This is a genomic window from Shewanella sp. BC20, from assembly GCF_003129585.1.
Taxonomy (GTDB): Bacteria; Pseudomonadota; Gammaproteobacteria; order Enterobacterales; family Shewanellaceae; genus Shewanella; species Shewanella seohaensis.
Genome location: NZ_NHRI01000004.1, coordinates 87,778 through 112,362 on the forward strand (window position 1 = coordinate 87,778; position 24,585 = coordinate 112,362).

The following is a 24,585-nucleotide window of genomic DNA, read 5'->3' on the forward strand; positions in this document are numbered from 1 at the left end:
GCGGTATTCTTCCTTTGTATTAATAAAGTTCGTCAATGGCGCTGGTACTGCGCGCACCGGTTTCTGGACTGCTTAAATTTGAACGCAGAGCCCCAAACAACTCACGGCCCATTCCATAGCGTGAGTGGCGTAAATCAATTTCTTCAGCGGTTCTCGCCGCAAGTTCGGCATCGGAGACCAATAAGCTCAGCTCACCGGTCAGCGCGTCGACACGAATAAGATCGCCATCTTGCACTTTGGCAATGAGCCCGCCATCGATAGCCTCTGGCGTTAAGTGAATCGCTGCTGGTACTTTGCCCGATGCGCCCGACATACGACCGTCGGTCATAAGTGCCACTTTAAAGCCTTTGTCCTGCAGAGAGCCTAACAGCGGCGTTAACTTGTGCAGCTCTGGCATACCGTTCGCTTTCGGTCCTTGGCCTTTTACGACCACCACACAATCTCGGTCTAATGCACCGGATTTAAACAGCGCATCGAGTTTATTTTGATCGTCAATCACCACAGCAGGCGCTTCAACTACACGGTGCTTTTCTTGCACGGCTGACACTTTAATCACAGCACGGCCCAAGTTGCCCTTAAGCAGTTTTAAGCCACCGTTGTTTTGGAAAGGCGTAGCGACAGACGTTAATACTTCAGTATCTAAGCTGACGGTTGGACCATCGACCCAGCGCAGCTCGCCATCGAGTAATTTGGGCTCTTGGGTGTAACGACGTAGACCAAAACCGGCAACTGTGTTGACATCCTCGTGCAGTAGGCCCGCATCAAGTAATTCCTTGATAAGGAAAGCCATACCGCCTGCGGCGTGGAAGTGGTTAATATCCGCATGACCGTTTGGATAAACACGGGCCAGCAAAGGAACCGCGTCAGATAATTCAGAAAAATCATCCCAGTTCACGATAATGCCAGCCGCACGCGCCGCCGCCACAATGTGCATGGTCAAGTTAGTTGAACCACCCGTAGCAAGTAACGCCACTATGCCGTTCACCACGGATTTCTCGTTAACCACTTCACCGATTGGGCTGTATTGAGTACCCAGTTCAGTTAAGCGGCACACCTGCTTGGCCGCCATTTTATTCAGCGCTTCACGCAGTGGGTCGTCAGGATTTACAAATGACGAACCCGGTAATTGCAGGCCCATCACTTCAAGCATCAGCTGGTTCGAGTTAGCCGTACCGTAGAAGGTACAAGTGCCTGCGCTGTGGTAAGACTGCGCTTCGGCCTCAAGCAACTGCGCTCTATCGACTTTGCCTTGAGCAAATTGCTGGCGAATACGGGCTTTTTCCTTGTTAGGGATCCCTGACTTCATTGGGCCAGCAGGCACAAACAGCATAGGCAAATGGCCAAAACTTAAGGCGCCAATCAATAAACCCGGCACGATTTTGTCGCAAATACCCAGTAATAAGGCACCATCAAACATGTTGTGGGATAAGCCCACCGCCGTCGCCATGGCAATCACTTCACGACTCAGTAAGCTCAGTTCCATCCCGGGTTGACCTTGAGTCACACCGTCACACATCGCAGGTACACCACCGGCGACCTGTGCAACACTGCCCACTTCCTGACAGGCTTTTTTCAGCAGTTCAGGATAGGTTTCATAGGGTTGGTGTGCAGACAACATGTCGTTGAATGCAGTAATAATCCCGATGTTGGCTTTGGTCAGTTGACGCAATGAATTTTTGTCATCTGGACTACAAGCAGCAAAACCGTGGGCTAAGTTACCGCAGCTTAAGGAGCTACGGTGTACGCCATGGTTACGAGCATCATTTAACGCGGCTAAATACGCTTCACGAGATGCTTTGCTACGGGCAATAATTCTGTCGGTAACAGATTGAACGACTGAGTGCATGAGAGTGACTCCTTAAGCGCTCCAGAACACGTCAACGGGCGTTTTACGCTGCGCTAATACGGCTCTGATGGGCATAGCATTAACATCATCATTTTCTAAGGCTTGACGATATACGGATAATTTCTGTTCCCCGACCAAATGCAGATAAATCTGTCTGCTATTGAGGATCGCATTCTTAGATAATGTGATCCGGCCATGGGGCGCCGTGGTGGGATTGGTTGCCACACACAGGGCTTGAGTGCTCAAGGCATCATTTAACTCGGTGCTGCAAGGGAACCATGAGCAAGTGTGACCATCATTGCCCATACCGAGCACCACTACATCGAAGGGACGCGGAAAATTAGACAGCGACTCGGCGGTCATATCGGCGCCCGCTTCGGCAGTGGAAAACATGTTCTTTAATCCACGGAACTTGGCATTGGCCGCGCGGTTTTGCAGTAAATGTTCACGCACTAACCGCTCATTCGATGCACTGTCTTCCACATCTACCCAGCGCTCATCGGCGAGCGTGACATAAACATCACTCCAATCGATGGATTTCATGCTGAGGAGCTCAAACAGTTTCAGCGGTGTTGAGCCGCCGGAGACGACTAAGCTTGCCTTACCTCGGGCATCCACAGCCTCTTGCAACTGACTGGCGATCTTATTCGCCAACTGTTGCTCGAGCGCTGCGGGTGTATCAAAGGATTTAAATACGGTTTCTTTAATCATCGAAGCCCCCTATTCGTCCCACGAACGGCCGTCTTTGGTGATCAGCGCGACCGACGCCACAGGTCCCCAAGTGCCCGCAGGATAAGGTTTCGGTTTCTCGTTACTTTGTTCCCATGATTGGATGATGCCATCCACCCAAGTCCAAGCCTGCTCTACTTCGTCACGGCGAACGAACAGTGCTTGGTTACCGAGCATGGCTTCGAGCAACAGACGCTCGTAAGCATCGGCGATACGCTCATTTTTAAAGGTATCCGAGAAACTCAAGTCGAGTTTAGTGGTTTGTAAACGTTGCTTCTGCTCTAGCCCCGGCACCTTGTTCATCATCTGGATCTCAACCCCTTCATGTGGTTGCAGACGGATGGTTAACTTGTTAGGTGGCAAGTTACGGTAGCTTGAGCGATACAAGTTGTGGGGTGGGTTTTTAAAATACACCACAATTTCAGAGCTCTTGAACGGCATGCGTTTACCGCTACGCAGATAAAATGGCACGCCAGCCCAACGCCAGTTGTCGATATCGACACGCAGCGCCACAAAGGTTTCGGTGTGGGACTGAAGGTTAGCGCCCTCTTCCTCTAAATAGCCTGGCACTGGACTGCCTTTTAGGAAGCCTGCACTGTACTGACCACGGACAGTGTTCTCATACACATTGTCAGCATTGATTGGGCGCAGCGACTTCAGTACCTTCACTTTTTCATCGCGAATACTGTCGGCATCTAAGTTAACCGGAGGATCCATGGCAACCAGTGTCAACACTTGCAGTAAGTGGTTTTGGATCATATCGCGCATCTGACCGGCTTTATCGAAGTAACCCCAACGGCCTTCGATACCCACTTCTTCAGCAACGGTGATCTGCACATGGTCAATGGTCCGGTTGTCCCATTTAGACGCGAATAACGAGTTAGCGAAACGCAGCGCAATCAGGTTTTGGACCGTCTCTTTACCTAAGTAATGGTCGATACGATAAACTTGGTTTTCTTTAAAGTAGGCAGAAACTTGATCGTTAATCACGCGGGAAGAAGCAAGGTCAGAGCCAATGGGCTTTTCGAGTACCACGCGAGAATCGCTATGGATAAGGTTTTGTTCGTGTAAACAGCGGCAGATATCGCCAAAAATCGCAGGAGGGGTAGCAAAATAACTGACCATGACGCGCTCTTCAGGTTTGAGCAATTCATGGAAGGCGCTGTAGCCTGCTGATTCGGTGAAATTCGTGCCGACATAATGGCAGCGGGACAAGAAGCGTTGGACAGTCTCTTCGCAGAGGGCTTCTTTTACGAAGGTTTTTAACGCAAGGATGACGAGTTCTCTAAATTCATCCTGACTGAACTCATCTTTGGCAACCCCAATGACTTTGGTGTTTTTATCCAGAAGTTCAGCTTTATCTAGCTGGTATAAAGAAGGTAACAACTTGCGTCGTGCCAAGTCGCCTTTAGTACCAAAGAGTACGAAGTCACAAGCTTTGGCGCCTGATGTTGTTTTGCCCATTGCGTTACGCTCTCCTTTGTATGTCGTGTCCCTTCAAGCCAATGAAGAAATCCACACTTTTGTTGTAATATAACAACAGAATTTGTTAAATGCATCTATTTTTATCAATATTAACATTCTTGCTAACTAGGCACCTAGGGCATAAATCTGATATGCTTTTTGTGCTTAAATTACTGATGATAGTAAATTCTTATTTCAAAAATGTACTTAAAACTTACTTAAGCAGTGTCGATTAGTGAGATCCTGAAACAGATCAGCAGCACTAAACAAAAATAAATAAAATTACATTCTCAATTTAGCGGACGTACGCGTATGAATACCCTAGAAAAGGTTCAAAAAAGCCTCACCCATTTTAGTAAGTCAGAACGCAAGGTTGCAGAGGTGATCTTAGCCTCTCCGCAAACAGCTATTCACTCCAGTATTGCCACTCTGGCTAAGATGGCAGATGTGAGTGAACCTACTGTGAACCGTTTCTGTCGCCGCTTAGATACTAAAGGCTTTCCTGATTTTAAGTTACATCTGGCGCAAAGTCTCGCAAACGGTACGCCTTATGTGAGCCGCCATGTGGAAGAAGATGACTCTCCAGAGTCTTACACCACAAAAATTTTCGAATCATCAATGGCTTCCTTAGATACAGCACGTCAAAGCTTAGACGTCACTGCCATCAACAAAGCCGTGGATATTCTGACTCAAGCCAAAACTATTTCCTTCTTTGGCTTAGGCGCTTCGGCCTCCGTTGCCCATGATGCCCAGAATAAATTTTTCCGTTTTAATGTGCCTGTCATCTGTTTTGACGATGTTCTGATGCAGCGCATGAGCTGTATTAACAGCAATGAAGGCGACGTTGTGGTGCTGATTTCCCATACAGGTCGCACTAAATCATTGATTGAAATAGCGCGTTTAGCGAGAGAAAACGGCGCAGCTGTGATTGGTATTACAGCTCGTAACTCACCGTTATCTATGGAATGTACACTGCCCGTGACGATGGAAGTGCCTGAAGATACCGATATGTATTTACCAATGGCCTCGCGTTTAGCGCAATTGGTGACTATAGATGTATTGGCGACTGGCTTTACCCTACGCCGCGGCCCGCGTTTCCGTGACAATTTAAAACGTGTGAAAGAAGTGTTGAAAGAGTCTCGTATCAATAAAGATCCGATACTGTAATTCACTTCCTATCTTAAAAAAGGCTAGTGCAAATCGTCCGTCTAGCCTTTTTTAAAGCAAATTTCAGCGATACCTCACAAATTTGAAACATAACTTTAGATCAATTTGATTGTAACTTTACTACATAATTTGGAATTGCATGGTAATATAGCCCCAAGATTTTTTAACTTTAACGGAGTATCTTATGTTCCGCAGAACCAAAATCGTCACCACTCTGGGCCCCGCCACTGACCGTGACGATAACTTACGCCGTATTATCGCGGCAGGTGCAAACGTTGTTCGTCTTAACTTCTCCCACGGCTCCCCCGAAGATCATCTCAAACGCGCGACTCAAGCTCGCGAAATTGCAAAAGAATTAGGTGTCCATGTTGCTATTTTAGGTGACTTACAAGGTCCTAAGATCCGTGTATCTACCTTTAAAGACAACAAGAAAGTTCAACTGAACTTAGGTCAAGCCTACATTCTGGATGCCGAGTTAGGTAAAGGCGAAGGCGATGAGAATCAAGTTGGTATCGACTACAAGCAATTGCCAGACGATGTGAATGTTGGCGATATCCTGATGCTCGACGACGGCCGTGTTCAACTGCGTGTTGAGCGCGTTGAAGGTCGTAAAGTGCACACGACTGTTACCGTTGCAGGCCCTCTATCGAACAATAAAGGGATCAACAAACAAGGTGGTGGTCTATCTGCAGCGGCACTGACTGAAAAAGACAAGGCAGACATTCTGACTGCGGCCATGATCCAAGTGGATTACTTAGCTGTGTCTTTCCCACGTAGCGGCGCCGATCTGGAATATGCCCGTTCTTTAGCGCAACAAGCTGGCAGCAATGCACTGATCGTCGCAAAAGTAGAACGTGCTGAAGCCGTTGCTAGCGAAGAAGCGATGGATGATGTGATTTTAGCCTCTGACGTAGTCATGGTTGCCCGTGGTGACTTAGGGGTTGAGATTGGTGATGCGGCACTGGTTGCAGTGCAGAAGAAGCTTATCGCGCGCTCTCGTCAACTGAATAAAATCGTGATCACTGCGACTCAAATGATGGAGTCAATGATTTCGAGCCCAATGCCAACTCGCGCAGAAGTCATGGACGTTGCCAACGCCGTGCTCGATGGTACAGACGCTGTGATGTTGTCTGCCGAAACTGCTGCAGGTGACTTCCCAGAAGAAACCGTTAAGGCGATGGCGAATGTGTGTATCGGTGCCGAATCACACCCAAGCGTGAAAGTGTCTAAGCACAGATTAGATGCACGTTTTACTTCAGTTGAAGAAACGATTGCACTATCGACTATGTATGCTGCTAACCACTTAGAAGGCGTGAAAGCAATTATTGCTTTAACTGAGTCTGGCGCAACACCTAAACTGATGTCACGTATCAGTTCATCTTTACCCATCCTTGGTTTATCACGCCATGAGACAACGCTGGCGAAGATGGCACTGTACCGTGGTGTGTTACCGATTTACTTCGACTCAACCATTTATCCTGCCGATGAGTTAGCGCAAAAAGCGTTGGAATCATTAACAACGGCGGGTTATCTACAGAGTGGCGACTTGGTATTAATGACCAAGGGCGATGCGATGGAAACTATCGGCGGCACTAACACTTGTAAAGTGTTGATCGTTGCATAATTTTTGCTGATTGGCGTTAGCTAGACGTACAAAGTAAGGCTAACTGTCATTAAGCTTAAAAACAAAAACCACCTCAATTGAGGTGGTTTTTTTATATCTTGTCATTTCAATCGTGCTAGCAGACCCGATTAAAGGGCTTCAAAATCATTCACATTGATGGCCGCTAAGCGCAGCTTATCGGCATGTAACAGCTTTTGATGCTCATCTTGAGTCACAGTGCCCTGCTCCAGCGCTTTAGCAAATAACACTAAGTTAGGCACTTTGGCAGGTAACTCACCGGCGCGTTGTGCTTTCTTGAGCTTCTTGTAAATCTCTTTACAGGCATATTGCGCCACGAAGGCCTGTTCAACCTCAGCAATACCACCGACATCGCCTTCAAACTCAGGGCATAGGAAAGTAATGCGTTCACGGGCAGGACTTGGTTTTAACATGCCAGAGACCAATTCAGTCGCCATTTTATCGCTAGGCGCATTGAAATGGTTGCCGATGGGGAAAATCAGCGCGCGTAGCAACCATGCAAATGGGCGGTTCGGGAAGTTACGGATCACTTCTTCAAGCGCTTTAGCCGCTAAGTGCAAGCGATTTGCCATCACATAACGCACCGCAGGTAAATCATCCTGTTGACGGCCATTGTCTTCAAACAGTTTTAAGGTGGCTGAGCCTAAGTACAGCTGGCTTAACACATCCCCCATACGTGCCGACAACATTTCCTTACGCTTCAAATCGCCGCCCATGATCAGCATTGAAATATCTGTCATCAAGGCTAATGCCGATGAAATGCGCGACATGTCTTTGTAATATTGCTTGGTTTCGCCGCTTACTGGCGCACTGCCGAAACGGCTGGCAGTCAAGGCGTTGAATAAGGCACTGAACGCGTTGCGAGTGGCGTAACCCATATGGCCCATTAACAGCGAGTCGAAACGCTCAAGCGCATCATGCTCGTTTTCCATCGCCGCGGCTTCCATTTCGGCCAACACATATGGATGGCAACGAGTCGCACCTTGACCAAAGATCATCAAGGAACGCGTCAAAATGTTCGCCCCTTCAACGGTAATCGAAATCGGATTCGACATATAAGGGTGGCCTAAGTAGTTTTTAGGTCCTAATTGGATGCCCTTACCCGACTGAATATCCATCGCATCGTTCATCACCGCACGGCCAAGTTCAGTCATGTGGAATTTAGCAATTGCCGTCACCACTGAGGGTTTAACTTTAAGATCAATCCCCGTAGTGGTTAAACGGCGCGCCGCTTCCAATTGATAGGTATTGGCGATAATGCGCGCCAGCGCTTCTTGCACACCTTCAAAGTTGCCAATCGCCATACCAAATTGATGACGCACATAGCTGTAAGCCGTTGTGGTTTTGGTCGCCATATGGCCAGAGGCCGTAGCCAATGCAGGCAGAGAAATACCGCGACCCGCCGATAAACATTCAACCAGCATACGCCAGCCTCTGCCCGCAAACTCAGGACCACCGATGATCCAATCCAGCGGAATAAAGACTTCTTCGCCCTTAGTGGTCCCGTTCATAAATGCCATGTTTAGCGGATTATGACGACGGCCAATGATCACACCAGGATGATCGGTTGGGATCAAAGCGCAGGTAATACCTAAATTCTTTTTATCGCCAAGCAAACCATCAGGGTCGCGCATCTGGAAGGCTAAACCTAATACGGTTGCCACTGGTGCGAGGGTGATATAACGCTTGTCCCAGGTTAATTTAAGGCCTAAAACTTCTTCGCCGTTAAACTCACCACGGCAAACAATACCCACATCGGGGATAGCGCCCGCATCACTACCGGCTTCAGGACCAGTTAATGCAAAACATGGGATCTCATCACCCTTGGCTAATGCAGGTAACCAGCGCTCCTTTTGCTCTTTGGTACCATAATGAGTCAAAAGCTCACCTGGGCCTAATGAGTTTGGCACCATCACAGTGACCGCGGCACTCACACTGCGGCTGGCTAATTTACTCACAATCGTCGAGTTGGCGTAGGCAGAAAACGCACGACCACCAAACTTTTTCGGGATGATCAGTGCAAAGAAGCCTTCTTTTTTAAAGTAGTCCCACAGCTCTGGTGGCAAATCCTTACGATTATGCACAATGTCGAAATCATCGATCATCTTCAGGGCGGTCATAACCTGATTATCGATAAATTCTTTCTCTTCAGCCGTCAGGGTTGGTTTACCGTAGCTGTGCAGGGTATTCCAGTTTGGGTTACCACGGAATAACTCGCCTTCCCACCACACATCACCCGCTTCCATCGCTTCGCGCTCGGTATCGGATAATGGCGGCAATACTTTTTTAAAGAAGTGGAACACAGGCTGGGTGATAAATTGCATCCGAAGGCTTTTTACTGCAAACAGCGCAATAATCGCAATCAGGGCAATAATTATAATCGTCAACATAATCAAGACCTTTTATTAAGAAGCCACGGGGACTGATACGCCCGCAGCCATGTAGGGGATCACTTTACGGATCACGGCTTCGATGTCGTTATGCTCACCAAATTCGGCCGCGGCAATATCATTGAGCGCATCGGCTGACGCCATGGTGAAAACAATCGTGCCTAGGGTAAAGTGTAAGCGCCAAAACATTTCAGCAGGAGGAATATGCGGTGCACTGGCCGAAACAGCTTTTACAAAGGTGTCTAAATGCTGCCCATAATGGGTGGTGATAAACCAACGCAAGTGCCCTTGGCTTTCAATGTAACCGCGACCCAGCAATTGTAGGAAAATTGTCGTGCCTTCGGTGCGCAGCTCGTTCAAATCCAATAATGGATCGACTAACGCAGAGAAAATCTCCTCTAACGAAGCCTGTGTTGGCGCAGTATGTAAACGTTTTATGGCCGTCGATGCGGCGGGCATAAATACGTCTAAATAGCGGGCTAACACGGCGCGGATTAACTCTTTTTTAGAGCCAAAGTGATAGTTCACCGAGGCTAAGTTAACCTCCGCCTTGCTCGTGATAAGTCGCAATGACGTCTCAGAAAACCCCCTTTCGGCAAATAGCTTCTCTGCGGCATCAAGTATTCTAGTTTTTGTATCGGATCGACTTGCCATTCCGTGACCTTGAATTAATTTAAAACACTCGTTTAAATTAAACATTGGTATGGTAGTTGTCAAACGAAAAATGGCCAAATAAGCTGCGCCTTGCTGACATCGATTAACAGGCCACTCACATCCGTTGCAAAAAAACCATGAAAAGTCATCAAGTCCTGTGCAAAAAACACTGTGCTTAGGTAGAATGCTTAACACAAAAACAACAAAGGACTGCAATACATGGCTATTCTATTGAATCGTCCCACCACTCTTGCGCTCACCATAGCGCTAACCTTAGGCGTAACCGCCTGTAATGATGCCCAAAGCAAGGCCGAGACCACTGCAGCAGCACCGGCTGTAGCTCAGGCCGCGCCCGATAAAGCTCAGGCCATCGCCTTTATTCAAGATGCAGAAGCCCACATGGCGCAGCTCTCTATCGAAGCGAATCGCGCCGAATGGATTTACAGTAACTTCATCACCGAAGATACAGCTGCACTCTCGGCCGCAGTCGGTGAAAAAGTCAGTGCTGCGTCGGTCAAATTCGCCACCGAAGCCGCCAAATACGCCAATGTGGAACTCGATCCAGCCAATGCGCGCAAACTGAACATTTTGCGCAGCGCACTCGTGTTACCTGCGCCGCTTGATCCCGCCAAAAATGCTGAGCTGGCACAAATCAGCTCCGAGCTCAATGGACTCTATGGTAAAGGCAAATACTGTTTCGCCGATGGCAAATGTATGACCCAGCCTGAGCTGTCGAGCCTGATGGCGGAATCGCGTGACCCAGCCAAACTGCTTGAGGCATGGAAAGGCTGGCGTGAAATTGCAAAACCGATGCGCCCACTATTTCAACGTGAAGTTGAACTCGCCAACGAAGGTGCAAAAGATCTAGGTTACGCTAACCTCTCTGAGTTATGGCGCAGCCAATACGATATGAAACCCGATGAATTTTCACAGGAATTAGACCGTTTATGGGGTCAAGTTAAGCCTCTATACGAGTCCCTGCATTGTTATGTTCGCGGCGAGCTGAATAACGAATACGGTGACGCCATCGCGCCGAAAACCGGCCCTATTCCCGCCCACTTACTGGGAAATATGTGGGCGCAACAATGGGGTAATGTGTACGATCTCGTCGCCCCTGACGATGCCGATCCTGGCTATGATGTGACGGAGTTGCTCGAGCAGAAAGGCTATGATGAACACAAGATGGTTAAACAGGCCGAAAGCTTTTTCACCTCATTAGGCTTTGCGCCGCTGCCAGATAGTTTCTGGAGTCGATCTTTATTCTTGCAACCCAAGGATCGTGATGTCGTTTGTCATGCATCGGCGTGGGATTTGGATAACCTCGACGATATTCGCATCAAGATGTGTATCCAGAAAACCGCTGAAGACTTCACCGTTATTCACCACGAGCTTGGACACAACTTCTATCAACGTGCCTATAAACAGCAGCCTTTCCTGTTTAAAAACAGTGCCAATGATGGTTTCCATGAGGCCATTGGTGACACGATCGCGCTATCTATTACCCCAAGCTATCTAAAACAGATTGGTTTGCTCGAAGACGTGCCCGATGCTTCCAAGGATATTGGCTTACTGCTGAAACAAGCTTTAGATAAAATCGCCTTCCTGCCCTTTGGTTTGATGATTGACCAGTGGCGCTGGAAAGTCTTTAGCGGTGAAATCACTCCTGCGCAGTATAACCAAGCCTGGTGGGAATTAAGAGAGAAATACCAAGGCGTTAAGGCGCCAACGGATCGCAGCGAAGCCGATTTTGATCCAGGTGCCAAATATCATGTGCCCGGTAACGTGCCTTATACGCGCTACTTCCTCGCGCATATTCTGCAATTCCAGTTCCATAAGGCACTGTGTGATACCGCCGGCGATAAAGGACCTGTACACAGATGCAGTATTTATGGCAATCAAGCCGCAGGGGAAAAACTCAATAAAATGTTAGAGCTGGGTGCAAGCCAACCTTGGCCAGTTGCTTTAAAAGAAGTGACAGGTACTGAGGGAATGGATGCCAAAGCCGTACTCGATTATTTTGCGCCGCTTAAAACTTGGCTCGATGAGCAAAACACGGCGGCGAATCGTCAATGTGGTTGGTAATTAAAACCAAGACGGAATGAAGCCTCTAACGTAAGTAACACCTAGGCTCTTAGGTGTGAAAATGTAACCGATAAAAATGCCCAACGATGTTGGGCATTTTCTTTTTAAGCTTCGGCATTAATAACGAACGCGAGTATCAATCAGATAAAATCAATGCGTTCACAAACCTATTAACGCCAACCCATTCCCTTACGATTTGCCTCTTTGTTCTCAATCTTAAGCTGTTCGGATTTAGTGAGCATCACATACAAGGCGCCCGTGCCGCCCTGCTCGGTTTTCGCCGAATGATAGGCCAGCACCATATCAAGTTGAGACAACCAATGGCAGACGGCAGATTTCAACAGGCCTGCCACGGGTTTACTGTTATGACCCTTACCATGGATAAGCATGACGCAGCGTTCCCCATGGGCCTGCGCCGCTAACAGATAATTGAGCAACGCATCACGGGCCTGACTTAAACGGTAGGCATGTACATCTAATTCCATCTTAATGCTGTACTGCCCTAGCCTTAAGCGCTTAAACACTGCCCCTTGCACCCCTTCGCGCTTAAAACTGGCAATATCATCGGGCGCTATTATCGGGATCAAACTCAAATCCAAGGGCATACAGGCTAAATAAGCCTCGCGTTGCAACGCATCACGGCGCTGAAGTTGCTCCTCCGTTAGTGCCTTAGGCTGCAAATTCACCGCTTTCACATCACCCTTAAGTGGCACAACCCCCGCCATTTCTTCAAAAAACAGTGCTGATTCATCATCTAGCATGGCAAGCTCCTCCACTCTTAACGCTCAGTGTGCACTTTTAGAACAGAAACACACTTTGTAAACATTCAACCCTTTAGTTCAGCGGGCACCTCCATTATAGTGGCGCCATGAATGCTTGATTAGAATAATGTAATGAGATTTTTGCTGCTAGCCCTGATATGCCTATTGTCGCTTCCAAGTTTTGCAACTCCCGCAAAAGCCAAAACAACCATGACAACCGATCAGCTGATCAATGCTAATTATCCGCTGTTCACTAAAGCATTTACTGAGCTTGCCCCCGAAGTCACCGCAGAGATTTATGCGAAAGATGCAAGCTATCTCTCTGAAAGCCAAAGTAAAGAAATCTATTATGGCCGCGACAGTATCGTTGCTATTTACCAACGTTTTTTCGATAAAATCCGCAATAAAAAGGCCCGTATCGATATCGATTTCCGGGTGCTCAACCGTAAGCTTTCGGGCAACAGCGCGTTCGACACTGGCTACTATTTAGTGCGTTTTTACCCCGCTGAAGAAACCGGCGAACCAGTGAGTGAATTTGCTGGCAAATTTGTGATTGGCACCCAAAAAGACTCTCAGCAGCGCTGGAACGTCACACTGGATATGAATAACCGTGCCGAACCCAGTTTCTATTTGAATGCCAAACCTGTACCCAATCTTTACTATGGTCGCCAATTCCCACCGTTACCGGACAGCCAAAAGAAAAAGCAGTAATCTATTATACTTTAAAGCATTACCATTATGACACACGACAAAACCTGCCCTTGCGGCAGCCCAAAAATCTATCAAGATTGCTGTCAAATACTGCATCTAGGGCTCGGTTCAGGAGCACAACTGGCGACGTGCCCTGAGCAATTAATGCGCTCTCGCTATTGCGCCTTTGTGTTGAAAAATTTTGATTACATTATCAAAACACACCATGCAGCTTACCTCGATGGCTTAACCCTTGAACAGCTCCAACAAGGTCCACATCCCCAATGGTTAGGGCTCGATGTGTTATCCGCCAATGACACTACCCAGCCCGATGGCAGTCAGCTCGGCATCGTGACCTTTAAGGCCTGGTATAAAATGAGTGGCGAGATTGATGCCATTTACGAGCGCTCTGAGTTTATCTTCGAGCAAGGTCGTTGGTTTTACACTAAAGGCCATCAAATGCATGCCAAATTACCGGGGCGTAATGATCCTTGCGTCTGCCACAGCGGTAAAAAGTTTAAGCAGTGCTGCATGAAGGGTTAACCAAGTCCACAGATAAAACAAAAGGCAATCTATTGATTGCCTTTTGTTTTTATATCACCTGTACGACTAATCTAACTGGTTAATGCGTCACAAGATTAGGTTCTTTTGCCGCCAATAAGAATTGCGCAAATTCGGGCTCTCTCAACGCAGGACTGTATAAATACCCCTGCGCCTGATGGCAAAAACTCTTGGCCAAAAATGCTTCCTGCTCGGCGGTTTCAACCCCTTCTGCGGTCAAGGAAATATTGAGCGCACTCGCCATCGCAATAATGGCCGAGACAATTTCTTGGCTTTCGCGGCTAATGGTGAGATCGGAGATAAAGGAGCGGTCGATTTTTAACTTACTGATCGGGAATTGTTTAAGATAGCGCATCGAGCTGTAACCCGTACCAAAGTCATCGATAGCCAGTCCCACACCCAGCTCTGCCAATTCCTGACATAAGAGCGTGGCATGGCGAATGTCGCCCATCAATTCCGTCTCGGTGATCTCAAGGATCAGGGTTTTAGGCTTTAAACGATAGCGCGTCAGCAGTTGCCAGACTTGCTCATACAGGTTTCCGCTAAAAAACTGCCGCGCCGACACGTTAACATGCATGCTTAAATCGGCATTATGGTGCTGCCAAATATTTAATTGTCGGCACGCGGCCTCGAGTACCCAACTGCCAATGGCGTTGATCATCCCAGATTGCTCGGCAATATCGATAAAGGCGCCGGGATACAGCACACCCTTTTTCGGGTGATGCCAACGGATCAACGCTTCGGCACCGATATAGGTTTTCTGCTCCAGATCCCGTAAGGGCTGATAATAAAGTTCAAATTGACGGCCGCGAATCGCGCTATGCAAATCACGCTCGATTTGCGCATCTTCCTTAAAGGCGCTGAGCAAGGTGCTGTTAAACACTTGAATAGCGGTGCCCTTTTTCTTCTTCGCGTATTGCACCGCAATATCGGCGCAGGTCAGCGGCGCGAACAGATTGGCCACCGAGGCGATATCGACAACCGCTAGTGCAGGTTTAGGTTCGATTTGCTCACGACCAATTAAAATCGGCATGGCTAAATGCTGATATAGGCGGGTACTGAAATAATCCAGATCGTAAACCGCGTTATCATCGGTGAGCAACACGGCAAACTCGTCGCTACCGACGCGGGCAATTTCCGTCGCCTTATTAATTTCAGAGAAATGTTTTAAGCGCCGGCCAATTTCAATCAGCAAGCTGTCGCCATTTTCGTGGCCATAGGTATCGTTGAAACGCTTAAAGGCGACTAAATCGACCAACAGCAACAATCCATTGGTGGTGCGCTCCAATACGCGATTGAAGTGACTGCGATTATTCAGCCCAGTGAGGCTACAACGCCAAGCTAAACGCTCAAGCTCCGCCTTATAGTTGTGCTCATCTGTGCTTTCTTCGCCGGAGACTAAGGCGTAATGATTGCCGCGATCGGTGATAAATTGGCTGACCACATACTTGAGCCAGTAGCGACTGCCATCGGCTCGATTAAATTGCACTTCGCCTTTGGCCTGCTCGCCTCTGAAAATTTTAGCCAAGGTCTGCTCGGCTAATTCACTGTGCTGCTTAAAGAAACTTAACTCGCGTAAATTGGTGCCTATGCTTTTTTCACGCGCTAAGCCGGTGATCTCCTCGTGGGCTTGGTTAACGTATTCCACTTTTTCGGTGTGCAGGTTAATCAGCATGCTCATTTGACGAGACTGCTCTGTGGCACAGCGAAACAGGCTTAAGCGCTCTTCTTTGTCATAGGTATGTTTGGTGGCCAGCGTGAGGGCCAGTTGATCGGCCATTTGGCAGGCAAGGTGAATTTCGCTGTCGTGCCAATGGTGAGTCAGTTGCGCTCGCTCAAGGCAAAGCACGCCTTCGAGATGGCCATTAATGCGAATGCCAATCTCGAGACTAGATAAAATTTGCCGAGGGATAAAATAGTTATCGACTAACTCTGTCAAGCGCGGATCGATAAGCGTATTACTCGCATCGATATGGCGATGATTTTTGAGTTCATCTAAATAGCGTGGCAGCGTCTGCAACTGCGAAGGACGGTAAGTGTCTTGTAGGGCCATAGCGCCAAATTGCGCTACCAGGGATTGACTCGATTGATCGGCGGAAAAAATCCATACCGACACCAGAGAAACGGCTAAATTTTGGCAAAGTAGCTCAGTGGCTAACTCCGCGGTCTTAGTAAAATCACCCTGCTGTTTAGCCGTGGAATGCACTAAAGACTCTAATAAATGCTGATGCTGACGTCGCTTCACTCTGATCCCTACAAAACTTCGTGTTGGGTAAAACGGTACTGCTGCGACTAACACACTAAAGAAGCGTGTTAATAGAGCCTATTTATCTTTATTTTTGTTGATGCAGATTACACTATCTACATTTAAAACAGCAACATCGGCCACACTTTATTACAAAATAACGCTAACGGTGCTCACAGTCGCTTGCATCATAGGCCATTCTCTAATTGGAAAATCATTTTCTCGACACTCACATCGAAGACCAGCTTGAGGGTAACACCCGCTTCACCCTGCACAATATTCCCTTGGGTTTGGCTAAAACGCGCTTGAGCCCGCTCCAACATCTTAGTCGCTTCGACCTCAGCCTCTGCACCCGCGAAGGATAACTCCAGCACTGTATCCTGCTCGTCAATCACAGCGCCAATATCCACAAAACTGCCGCAATCGGTGCAAGTGTCGTTTACGGTAGCCGCTTGTCCTGCAATGATACCTTTCATCTGTTTTTCCTCTCTAATCGCTCTAAGGGTGATGCATCAACTTAAACCAGCATCATTAACGCCTTATTATAGGTAACAGTGGCGGCAGAGACTCAGCTTTAGCTCACGCTTATTATTGTGCATCGACACAGTTGACGGCTATTTGGCCAACAAGTTCCTTTAATCCCAACCTGTGCTTTTAAAGACAGCATCTTGCTTAATAGCCCGATAGCGATTAGAAAGCAAGACGACATACTCGTTAGGCGCTGGCCAATAACGGCACTAAGTTACGTTGAATCGCCAGTTGATCGGCAAAATGCATGACGTCCATTTTCGGGGATGGCAACTGGCCACGTTGGCGCAGACGTGTGGTGAGATCGCAATTGCTTAAGGCTTCGGCCATCGCGATAGGCTCACCACCGCGGATCACTAATGCCTCTGGGCGCAATGCCTGTTGCAGTTGAAACGCCCTCGCCCCTTGCTCGGCAAAAACAGCACTATTGTCGGTAACCTTGTTATCCGTCGATAAATCCGCCACAAGCGCTTGCTTTGGGGGTAACTCAAACTGGCGTTGTAATTTTTCAGCATTATCGAGCTCTTTTTTCCATTGAAACTGCGCCATGTCCCTCGCGTCTGCAGACAATAGCGACAGCAACAGGGCGAACTCACCTCGCCTGTTGTGTTCGATTGCCGCATTTAAGCGGGAGCCAATTTGGGCTTCGTTGATTAAAGGAACATCGATCTGCATAAAAAAACATCATTAAAACAACTCGTTGTTAGTTAATCGACCAGTTGAACCAGAACTTTAGGAAAATTTTCATATTTAGACTTTACATGCCAAACGTTTCTGACTACTATGGCGGCCGCAATTGAGGAGGGGTTCCCGAGTGGCCAAAGGGATCAGACTGTAAATCTGACGGCTCCGCCTTCGAAGGTTCGAATCCTTCTCCCTCCACCATTTGCACTAACAATTAGCGATGCTATAAAAGATACTCGTGGAGGGGTTCCCGAGTGGCCAAAGGGATCAGACTGTAAATCTGACGGCTCCGCCTTCGAAGGTTCGAATCCTTCTCCCTCCACCACTTTTATCTTGTATGGTTCGAAAATCGTTAGTTCGCTGTAAACTTGCTTTACCCTTAAATCCGGCCAAGATTTAAGATAACTTTTAAATCAGACTCGATGAGTCAGACAAAAAGTTGAAGAAAATATGTGGAGGGGTTCCCGAGTGGCCAAAGGGATCAGACTGTAAATCTGACGGCTCCGCCTTCGAAGGTTCGAATCCTTCTCCCTCCACCACTTCTTTCTCATATCACTCTTTATACCGCTTTATTCCCCAAGTTTTCTTTCTAGCACTTCAGCTTATTCAAAGTTATTTTTATCGCTTAGTTAAAACGATTGTCTTTAATCCATAAATTTTGCTGATAAAAAACGCCCCATTCGGAGCGTTAAAGAAAAGTGCATAGCGCTAAGTGGCGATTAATCGATATTCAAGTACTTATGGGTCTGAATCGATAAACGCCAGTTGCGGGCAATACACACCTTCATGGCTAATTCCGTCGCCCTTGGTTTTTGGCTGATCGGTTGCAGACAAATTGTTTTCGCTGACACATCAATCCCTTTGAGTAACTCATCGAGTTCGTCAATATGATTTTCGGTCGCTATCGGGTGCTTAATCTCGTTGGCGCGGATCAAGGCCTGCGCTAACACCTTATAGCCACCTTTCATATTGATCTTGGGCGAGACAGTTACCCAAGTATCAGCATCGCACTTCACCTCAAAGGTGCCACTGGTCTCGATTTGAGTAGCAAAACCGGCAGCATGAAGCGCGTGAGTTAGTTCATTCAGATCGTACGTACAAGGCTCACCACCTGTGATCACCACATGGCGCGCCGTGTAACCCTTAACGTTGAACGCCTCAATAAGACTCTGCGCCGTATGATTAGCCCAGCGCCCCACGGAGCCATCGACGGTGATCACTTGTTCGGGTGACACCTTATTTTCCTCAAGCAGATCCCAAGTCTGTTTGGTATCACACCAAGCACATCCCACAGGGCAACCCTGTAAACGCACAAAAATGGCGGGCACTCCGGTAAAGACACCTTCACCTTGAATGGTTTCAAAGACTTCGTTGACTGGGTAATTCATGCTAGCGTTCCGTTTTTCTGGGGCGGCATTTATAGAGGATTTTAGCTGCAGCTGCAAGTTTTTACCGCCTCAGCCATTGTGATACCAAGTGCCGCATCCCCGTCGCCACGCGCCAGCAAAGAGTTTGCAAGCCCTAGCGCCTGAGTTACACTTACGCCCTATTTTATGTGTCAATTTAAGTGGATCCTATGTCAGCAGCATCAGTTTCAAAGGTGGTAGTGGTTTTCAGTGGCGGACAAGACTCAACGACTTGTCTTATTCAAGCCTTAACTCAGTTTGATGAAGTCCACGGGATCACCTTCGATTATGGTCAGCGTCACCGTGAAGAAATTGAAGTTGCTAAATCCCTCGCCAAGCGCTTAAAGATCACTAGCCATAAAGTGATGGATGTGAGCTTACTCAATGAGTTAGCGATTTCTGCCCTTACCCGAGATGCGATCCCCGTGTCCCACGAATTAATGGAAAATGGCTTGCCCAATACCTTTGTGCCCGGTCGTAATATCCTGTTTTTGACTTTGGCGGGGATCTACGCTTACCAATTAGGGGCGGAGGCGATTATCACCGGTGTCTGCGAAACCGATTTTTCCGGTTATCCCGACTGTCGCCACGACTTTGTGCGCGCGATGGAATCGGCACTGGTGCAAGGCATGGATAAAAAGTTTGAAATCATCACCCCATTAATGTGGCTCAACAAAGCCCAAACTTGGGCGCTGGCCGATAAATACCAGCAGCTCGATTTAGTTCGCCACCATACCCTAACCTGTTATAACGGCATTGTCGGCGATGGTTGCGGTGCTTGCCCAGCCTGCCATCTTCGCAAACGAGGCTTAGAGGATTACCTGCAAAATAAAGCAGAGGTGATGGCCTCACTCGACAAGACAACTGAAACCGGTAAACCGCAGGCGTGAGACTGGTGACGTTAAAAAAACTCGGCCCCTATTGGCTGGCGCTTATCGTCAGTCTGCTCTGCGCGCTCTTGTATGTTGCGGGGCTTTTTACCCCGAGCATAGATAACCTGCTCGCCTATCGCCGCAGCGCCATCGGTGACGGCCAGTGGTGGCGTCTGATCACAGGCAATCTGCTGCATACCAATCATTGGCACCTGCTGATGAACCTAGCGGGATTATGGGTAGTGTTGTTTTTGCACCACTTTCATTATCGACTTAACGGATTAACCGCGCTGTTTATCCTACTTTGTCTGTTTGAAGGCATTGGCCTTTATCTGGGTTATCCGCAACTCTTAGGCTATGTCGGGCTGAGCGGCATGTTACACGGCCTTTTTACGTTTGGTGCTGTGCAGGATATACGCCGTAAAATGCGCTCGGGTTATTTGTTGCTGATCGGGGTGATAGTTAAAGTCGGCCATGAACAGTTCTATGGCGCCAGTGATGATGTGACCGCAATGATTGGTGCTCGCGTGGCCACCGAGGCGCATTTAGTCGGCCTGATCTGCGGCTTAGTCTGCGCGCTTATGGTGTTTGTGTACCAACGAAGCAGATTCGCCAAGGAAACGCAGCGCTAATACCCCAAAGTTTGATTAATCCATACAAAAAAGCCGCCTCAACTTGTTATGTTGGCGGCTTTTTTATTAAGTAGAGAAGCTTGGGATCAGTTTAATTAGCATCAAAGTCCTGAGTCTACCTCAGCTAATACTTAGATTTTGTTAGGCTGTGATCAACAACTCCCGTAGCCGTTTCACCTCATCGCGCAAGGCCGCAGCCTGTTCAAACTCCAAGTTACGCGCATGTTCATGCATTTGCTTCTCTAACTTGTCGATATCATGGCTGAGCTGCGCCGCATCGGCTTGATAACGTTTGGTTTTAGGCTCCGCCACTTTACCCAGTGACGATGGGCTATAGCCCTTTTCAGTGTCTCTGCCATCGTCGATATCCATCACATCGGTAATGCGCTTGACCACGCCTTTTGGCACTATGCCATGCTCAAGGTTGTAGGCGTGTTGTTTCTCGCGGCGACGCTCGGTTTCACCCATCGCCTTGGCCATCGACTGGGTGATCCTATCCGCATAGAGGATAACCTTACCATTGACGTTACGCGCGGCGCGACCTATGGTCTGAATAAGCGAACGTTCCGAACGTAAAAAGCCTTCCTTATCCGCATCGAGAATACAGACTAAGGAAACTTCGGGCATGTCTAAACCTTCACGCAGCAAGTTGATACCGACCAGCACATCAAACTTACCGAGGCGCAGATCGCGAATGATCTCCACCCGCTCTACGGTATCGATATCCGAATGCAAATAACGGACTTTGACGCCGTGCTCATCGAGGTATTCGGTTAAATCCTCCGACATGCGCTTGGTTAGAGTGGTGACAAGCACCCGCTCGTTGACGGCGACGCGTTTGGCGACCTCGGAGAGTAAATCATCCACTTGAATGCTAACCGGGCGCACTTCTAACTCGGGATCGAGCAAACCCGTTGGCCGAACAACTTGCTCAACAATCTCACCACCACTCTTTTCCAGTTCGTAAGGGTTTGGTGTTGCCGACACATAAATGGTCTGCGGCATCAATTGCTCAAACTCTTCAAACTTCAGCGGCCGGTTATCCAGCGCCGAGGGTAAACGGAAGCCATATTCCACAAGCGTGGTTTTACGGGAGCGGTCACCCTTATACATAGCGCCAATTTGTGGCACAGTGACGTGGGACTCGTCGATAATCAACAAACCATCGGCGGGTAAATAATCGAGCAAAGTTGGCGGACCTTCACCCGGTGCACGACCCGACAAATAGCGGGAGTAGTTTTCAATACCGGAGCAATAGCCCAGCTCGACCATCATCTCAATATCGTATTGCACCCGCTCATGGATCCGCTGGGCTTCAATCAACTTATTGTTGTCGAGCAGATACTGCTTACGCTCGCGCAGCTCTTGTTTAATTGACTCGGTCGCTTCGAGAATTTTTTCCCGCGGCGTCACATAGTGGGTTTTCGGATAAACAGTGGTGCGCGCGATACGTTTAACAATTTGCCCCGTTAACGGGTCAAACTCGCTTAAGCGTTCAATTTCATCGTCAAAGAGTTCGACTCGAATCCCGTAGCGGTCAGAATCGGCGGGGAAAATATCGATAACTTCACCACGGGCGCGGAAAGTACCGCGCTGCAACTCGAGATCGTTGCGAGTATATTGCAACTCACTCAAGCGCTTAAGAATATCCCGCTGCCCCATGGTATCGCCCTGGCGTAGATGCAAAAGCATCTTCATGTAGGAATCGGGATCGCCCAGACCGTAAATTGCCGATACAGAGGCAATCAAGACGACATCCTTACGCTCCAACAAGGCTTTAGTCGCCGAGAGTCGCATTTGCTCGATATGGGCGTTAACCGACGCATCCTTTTCAATAAAGGTGTTCGATGCGGGCACATAGGCTTCTGGCTGGTAATAATCGTAATAGGAGACAAAGTATTCCACCGCATTATTGGGGAAAAACTCTTTCATCTCGCCATAAAGCTGCGCCGCCAGCGTCTTGTTTGGCGCCATAATAATGGTTGGGCGCCCCAGTTGGGCGATCACATTGGCGATAGTGAATGTCTTGCCCGAGCCCGTTACCCCCAATAGGGTTTGGCAAGCTAGGCCCGATTCTAAGCCATCGACCAACTTGGCAATGGCCGTGGGCTGATCCCCTGCGGGGGCAAATTGAGATTCAAGCTGAAAAACAGATTCTGACACGCGAACATATCCTTGTGGTTAGTCGCCCCATTCTAATCAACTCATCCTTTAAGCTCCAGCAGTTCTCCTTTAGAAGTCAAAGGGAGCATTAAGCCCTAAACCATCTGAATGACAGTTTGATGGACAGAAAATGAAACTTTTTGACCACGAGCTTTTAATGCTCAAATTGGCGATAAAACGCCCAAAAATACAGGGGAAATGCCAAATTAATACACAAGAGTCGACTTTCACTTGCTTACAAAATTGCAACCTCAAACAAGACCAAAAAAGATAAGGCTTGCAATTCATATCTATTTGATAAATATATTATTAAATTTTTATCGCCAAAATAGTGCAATTTAAGTCCATCGCACGTGCAGCAAGGCTTTGCCGCCTGTTTCAAGCCGCAACTCACAGGGTTATCCACAGAATTTGTTGATAAGTCGAAATTAGTGAGAAACCATGCGGGATTGAGGACTATTCCCCCCTTAGCTCGCGCGCTCGTCGGGTTTGGTAATTTTATTACATTTGATAAATGTTACTACTTGTTACAACTGACAACATTCACAAAATCTGATTGATCTCCTGCTGTTACGCCTCTATTGGTGTTTTACAGCATAAAATGACAGCGTTTTCCGCTTTATCAGTATCAGTCAGTAGAATTGGGGCTATCTGTTCGCAGAAAATAGTAGAAAGTGAATATTCATGACCGAGGGATAACTTGATTAGCACTTAAATTAAGTCTTCCGCAAGCGCGGCCGCAAAAAGCGCTTCGTCCGTAGAGGCAACCACAAAGAGGATTTCGGCTAAATCTTGGATTTTTTGAAAATCAGGATCATCTAAATGCATGGACAACTCACGGTACTGACGCAGTACATCTAAGGTTAAGGGCTGCTCGAGTAACGCTTCTGCTTGTTCTAATCGACTCATTGCCATTGTTTTCACCTCTCGATAAGTGTTTTGCCACTCGGCTGAGATGGGCTTCCCGCTGTCGCTTTAGGGATAACCAGTGGAAGCTACAGTGCTGCCTAATATACCTACCGCATAATGTGCACTTTATAAGTAGTCAGCACCTCATTATTAGTATCTTATATTGTGAGCTCAGTAATTAAAGCATCAGGTTAAGACTTACCAAGCGAGTGGCAGCATGACTGCGTAAAGGTTTTGACCACAAAAGCATCGATTCGTTGCCACTCAAATACACTTTATCTATTTAAGCCTGAGGTTTTTGAAATATCAAATGGGTCTCCCGCCAGAATAATGCTGAGAATTTAACCAGCTAGGTCTATTTGCGCTTTTTGTCTCCCTGAAAAATCCCAAGTGTTTTTAAGATGAATACACGCTATCTTACGAAAACATAAGTTATTTCTTCATCAAAATGCTGATTTTGGCACCACGATGCACATTAGATGAGCACTTAACAGCATAATTACACTTTTTTTAGTAACTCGAGTTGACTCATCCCACAGAGCGTTTTACTATGCGCTCCGTTCTCAACGAGTCATCGAGACGAGAGAAACGATTCCCCTGTAGTTCAGTCGGTAGAACGGCGGACTGTTAATCCGTATGTCACTGGTTCAAGTCCAGTCAGGGGAGCCAAATTTCAATCTCGATAAAAGTGAGGCGCAGTTAGGTAACTAACGATTCCCCTGTAGTTCAGTCGGTAGAACGGCGGACTGTTAATCCGTATGTCACTGGTTCAAGTCCAGTCAGGGGAGCCACTTAATTACCAAGCTGTTGCGTTAAACGATTCCCCTGTAGTTCAGTCGGTAGAACGGCGGACTGTTAATCCGTATGTCACTGGTTCAAGTCCAGTCAGGGGAGCCACTAACGCAAGACAAGTAAAAGTCGATAGCAATATCGCATCATCTACTCCCCTGTAGTTCAGTCGGTAGAACGGCGGACTGTTAATCCGTATGTCACTGGTTCAAGTCCAGTCAGGGGAGCCATTTTAAAAGATGATATCTCAAGTCGATAGCAATATCGCACCCTCTACTCCCCTGTAGTTCAGTCGGTAGAACGGCGGACTGTTAATCCGTATGTCACTGGTTCAAGTCCAGTCAGGGGAGCCACTTTCTTATCGCAATACA

At 47.8% G+C, this 24,585-nt stretch carries 19 protein-coding genes and 8 tRNA genes; 15 read left to right on the forward strand and 12 right to left on the reverse strand.

Features of this window, described 5'->3' with window-relative positions; translation table 11 throughout:
- Positions 1-19: 19 nt before the first annotated feature.
- The 3 genes from edd to zwf are packed head-to-tail and all read right to left on the reverse strand — an operon-like array spanning position 20 to position 4,039.
- Entirely contained in the window at positions 20-1,846 is a 1,827-nt protein-coding gene (gene edd, locus CBX96_RS06120; protein ID WP_109286083.1) for a phosphogluconate dehydratase, read from the reverse strand.
- A 12-nt stretch (positions 1,847-1,858) separates the two neighbouring features.
- Positions 1,859-2,557 carry a 6-phosphogluconolactonase gene (gene pgl / locus CBX96_RS06125; protein ID WP_109286084.1) on the reverse strand — a complete coding sequence of 233 codons (699 nt, stop codon included), beginning with the start codon at positions 2,555-2,557 and terminating at the stop codon, positions 1,859-1,861.
- A gap of 9 nt (positions 2,558-2,566) precedes the next feature.
- Entirely contained in the window at positions 2,567-4,039 is a 1,473-nt protein-coding gene (gene zwf / locus CBX96_RS06130) for a glucose-6-phosphate dehydrogenase (RefSeq protein ID WP_011717106.1), read from the reverse strand.
- Positions 4,040-4,351: 312 nt separating this feature from the next.
- On the opposite strand from zwf, the gene CBX96_RS06135 reads away from it, so the two are divergent.
- Together CBX96_RS06135 and pyk are read left to right on the forward strand one after the other, a co-directional pair.
- Positions 4,352-5,206 carry a MurR/RpiR family transcriptional regulator gene (locus CBX96_RS06135; protein WP_011622810.1) on the forward strand — a complete coding sequence of 285 codons (855 nt, stop codon included), beginning with the start codon at positions 4,352-4,354 and terminating at the stop codon, positions 5,204-5,206.
- A gap of 184 nt (positions 5,207-5,390) precedes the next feature.
- Complete coding sequence (pyk, locus tag CBX96_RS06140; RefSeq protein ID WP_088212341.1) at positions 5,391-6,830, forward strand: pyruvate kinase; 1,440 nt, start codon at positions 5,391-5,393, stop codon at positions 6,828-6,830.
- A gap of 128 nt (positions 6,831-6,958) precedes the next feature.
- Here pyk and CBX96_RS06145 read toward each other — a convergent pair whose 3' ends face one another.
- Together CBX96_RS06145 and CBX96_RS06150 are read right to left on the reverse strand one after the other, a co-directional pair.
- On the reverse strand, positions 6,959-9,238 hold the full coding sequence (locus CBX96_RS06145; protein ID WP_109286085.1) for an acyl-CoA dehydrogenase: 2,280 nt from the start codon (positions 9,236-9,238) through the stop codon (positions 6,959-6,961).
- A gap of 15 nt (positions 9,239-9,253) precedes the next feature.
- On the reverse strand, positions 9,254-9,892 hold the full coding sequence (locus tag CBX96_RS06150; RefSeq protein ID WP_011622813.1) for a TetR/AcrR family transcriptional regulator: 639 nt from the start codon (positions 9,890-9,892) through the stop codon (positions 9,254-9,256).
- A 219-nt stretch (positions 9,893-10,111) separates the two neighbouring features.
- Here CBX96_RS06150 and CBX96_RS06155 point away from each other — a divergent pair, with 219 nt between their 5' ends.
- Entirely contained in the window at positions 10,112-11,974 is a 1,863-nt protein-coding gene (locus CBX96_RS06155; RefSeq protein ID WP_109286086.1) for a M2 family metallopeptidase, read from the forward strand.
- A gap of 170 nt (positions 11,975-12,144) precedes the next feature.
- On the opposite strand, the gene smrA is transcribed toward CBX96_RS06155, so the two are convergent.
- Positions 12,145-12,735: a DNA endonuclease SmrA gene (gene smrA, locus CBX96_RS06160; RefSeq protein WP_089067744.1), complete on the reverse strand. Its 591-nt coding sequence runs from the start codon at positions 12,733-12,735 to the stop codon at positions 12,145-12,147.
- 132 nt (positions 12,736-12,867) lie between these two features.
- On the opposite strand from smrA, the gene CBX96_RS06165 reads away from it, so the two are divergent.
- Positions 12,868-13,446 (forward strand): hypothetical protein, encoded by a 579-nt coding sequence (locus tag CBX96_RS06165; protein WP_011717111.1) that lies wholly within the window; start codon positions 12,868-12,870, stop codon positions 13,444-13,446.
- Between the two features lie 27 nt (positions 13,447-13,473).
- On the forward strand, positions 13,474-13,968 hold the full coding sequence (locus tag CBX96_RS06170) for a YchJ family protein (RefSeq protein WP_109286087.1): 495 nt from the start codon (positions 13,474-13,476) through the stop codon (positions 13,966-13,968).
- Positions 13,969-14,047: 79 nt separating this feature from the next.
- Here the strand turns inward: CBX96_RS06170 and CBX96_RS06175 are convergent, their stop codons facing one another.
- The 3 genes from CBX96_RS06175 to CBX96_RS06185 form a co-directional block, all read right to left on the reverse strand.
- A complete protein-coding gene (locus CBX96_RS06175; RefSeq protein ID WP_109286088.1) occupies positions 14,048-16,231 on the reverse strand; it encodes a bifunctional diguanylate cyclase/phosphodiesterase in 2,184 nt (727 codons plus the stop codon).
- Positions 16,232-16,419: 188 nt separating this feature from the next.
- Positions 16,420-16,707 (reverse strand): DUF406 family protein, encoded by a 288-nt coding sequence (locus CBX96_RS06180; RefSeq protein ID WP_109286089.1) that lies wholly within the window; start codon positions 16,705-16,707, stop codon positions 16,420-16,422.
- Between the two features lie 238 nt (positions 16,708-16,945).
- Positions 16,946-17,434, reverse strand: a complete 489-nt coding sequence (locus CBX96_RS06185; RefSeq protein WP_109286090.1) for a VC2046/SO_2500 family protein — start codon at positions 17,432-17,434, stop codon at positions 16,946-16,948.
- A 125-nt stretch (positions 17,435-17,559) separates the two neighbouring features.
- Here CBX96_RS06185 and CBX96_RS06190 point away from each other — a divergent pair.
- The 3 genes from CBX96_RS06190 to CBX96_RS06200 all read left to right on the forward strand — a co-directional run bounded on the left by CBX96_RS06190 (position 17,560) and on the right by CBX96_RS06200 (position 17,982).
- A tRNA-Tyr gene (locus CBX96_RS06190) sits at positions 17,560-17,644 on the forward strand.
- Between the two features lie 39 nt (positions 17,645-17,683).
- Positions 17,684-17,768 (forward strand) — tRNA-Tyr (locus tag CBX96_RS06195).
- A 129-nt stretch (positions 17,769-17,897) separates the two neighbouring features.
- Positions 17,898-17,982 (forward strand) — tRNA-Tyr (locus CBX96_RS06200).
- A 180-nt stretch (positions 17,983-18,162) separates the two neighbouring features.
- Here the strand turns inward: CBX96_RS06200 and queE are convergent.
- Entirely contained in the window at positions 18,163-18,831 is a 669-nt protein-coding gene (gene queE / locus CBX96_RS06205) for a 7-carboxy-7-deazaguanine synthase QueE (RefSeq protein ID WP_109286091.1), read from the reverse strand.
- A 188-nt stretch (positions 18,832-19,019) separates the two neighbouring features.
- On the opposite strand from queE, the gene queC reads away from it, so the two are divergent.
- Positions 19,020-19,739 (forward strand): 7-cyano-7-deazaguanine synthase QueC, encoded by a 720-nt coding sequence (queC, locus tag CBX96_RS06210; RefSeq protein WP_109286092.1) that lies wholly within the window; start codon positions 19,020-19,022, stop codon positions 19,737-19,739.
- Positions 19,736-20,353, forward strand: coding sequence for a rhombosortase (gene rrtA / locus CBX96_RS06215; protein WP_109286093.1), 618 nt, complete (start codon positions 19,736-19,738; stop codon positions 20,351-20,353). Before queC ends, rrtA begins: the two co-directional genes overlap by 4 nt.
- Before the next feature lie 141 nt (positions 20,354-20,494).
- Here rrtA and uvrB read toward each other — a convergent pair whose 3' ends face one another.
- Together uvrB and CBX96_RS06225 are read right to left on the reverse strand one after the other, a co-directional pair.
- Positions 20,495-22,516, reverse strand: coding sequence for an excinuclease ABC subunit UvrB (gene uvrB, locus CBX96_RS06220; protein ID WP_109286094.1), 2,022 nt, complete (start codon positions 22,514-22,516; stop codon positions 20,495-20,497).
- Between the two features lie 711 nt (positions 22,517-23,227).
- Positions 23,228-23,431 carry a hypothetical protein gene (locus tag CBX96_RS06225; RefSeq protein ID WP_011622825.1) on the reverse strand — a complete coding sequence of 68 codons (204 nt, stop codon included), beginning with the start codon at positions 23,429-23,431 and terminating at the stop codon, positions 23,228-23,230.
- A gap of 587 nt (positions 23,432-24,018) precedes the next feature.
- Between CBX96_RS06225 and CBX96_RS06230 the strand changes: the two genes are divergently transcribed.
- The 5 genes from CBX96_RS06230 to CBX96_RS06250 all read left to right on the forward strand — a co-directional run bounded on the left by CBX96_RS06230 (position 24,019) and on the right by CBX96_RS06250 (position 24,567).
- A tRNA-Asn gene (locus tag CBX96_RS06230) sits at positions 24,019-24,094 on the forward strand.
- A gap of 46 nt (positions 24,095-24,140) precedes the next feature.
- Positions 24,141-24,216 (forward strand) — tRNA-Asn (locus CBX96_RS06235).
- A 30-nt stretch (positions 24,217-24,246) separates the two neighbouring features.
- Positions 24,247-24,322, forward strand: a tRNA-Asn gene (locus tag CBX96_RS06240).
- A gap of 46 nt (positions 24,323-24,368) precedes the next feature.
- Positions 24,369-24,444, forward strand: a tRNA-Asn gene (locus tag CBX96_RS06245).
- A gap of 47 nt (positions 24,445-24,491) precedes the next feature.
- Positions 24,492-24,567 (forward strand) — tRNA-Asn (locus CBX96_RS06250).
- Positions 24,568-24,585: the final 18 nt, after the last annotated feature.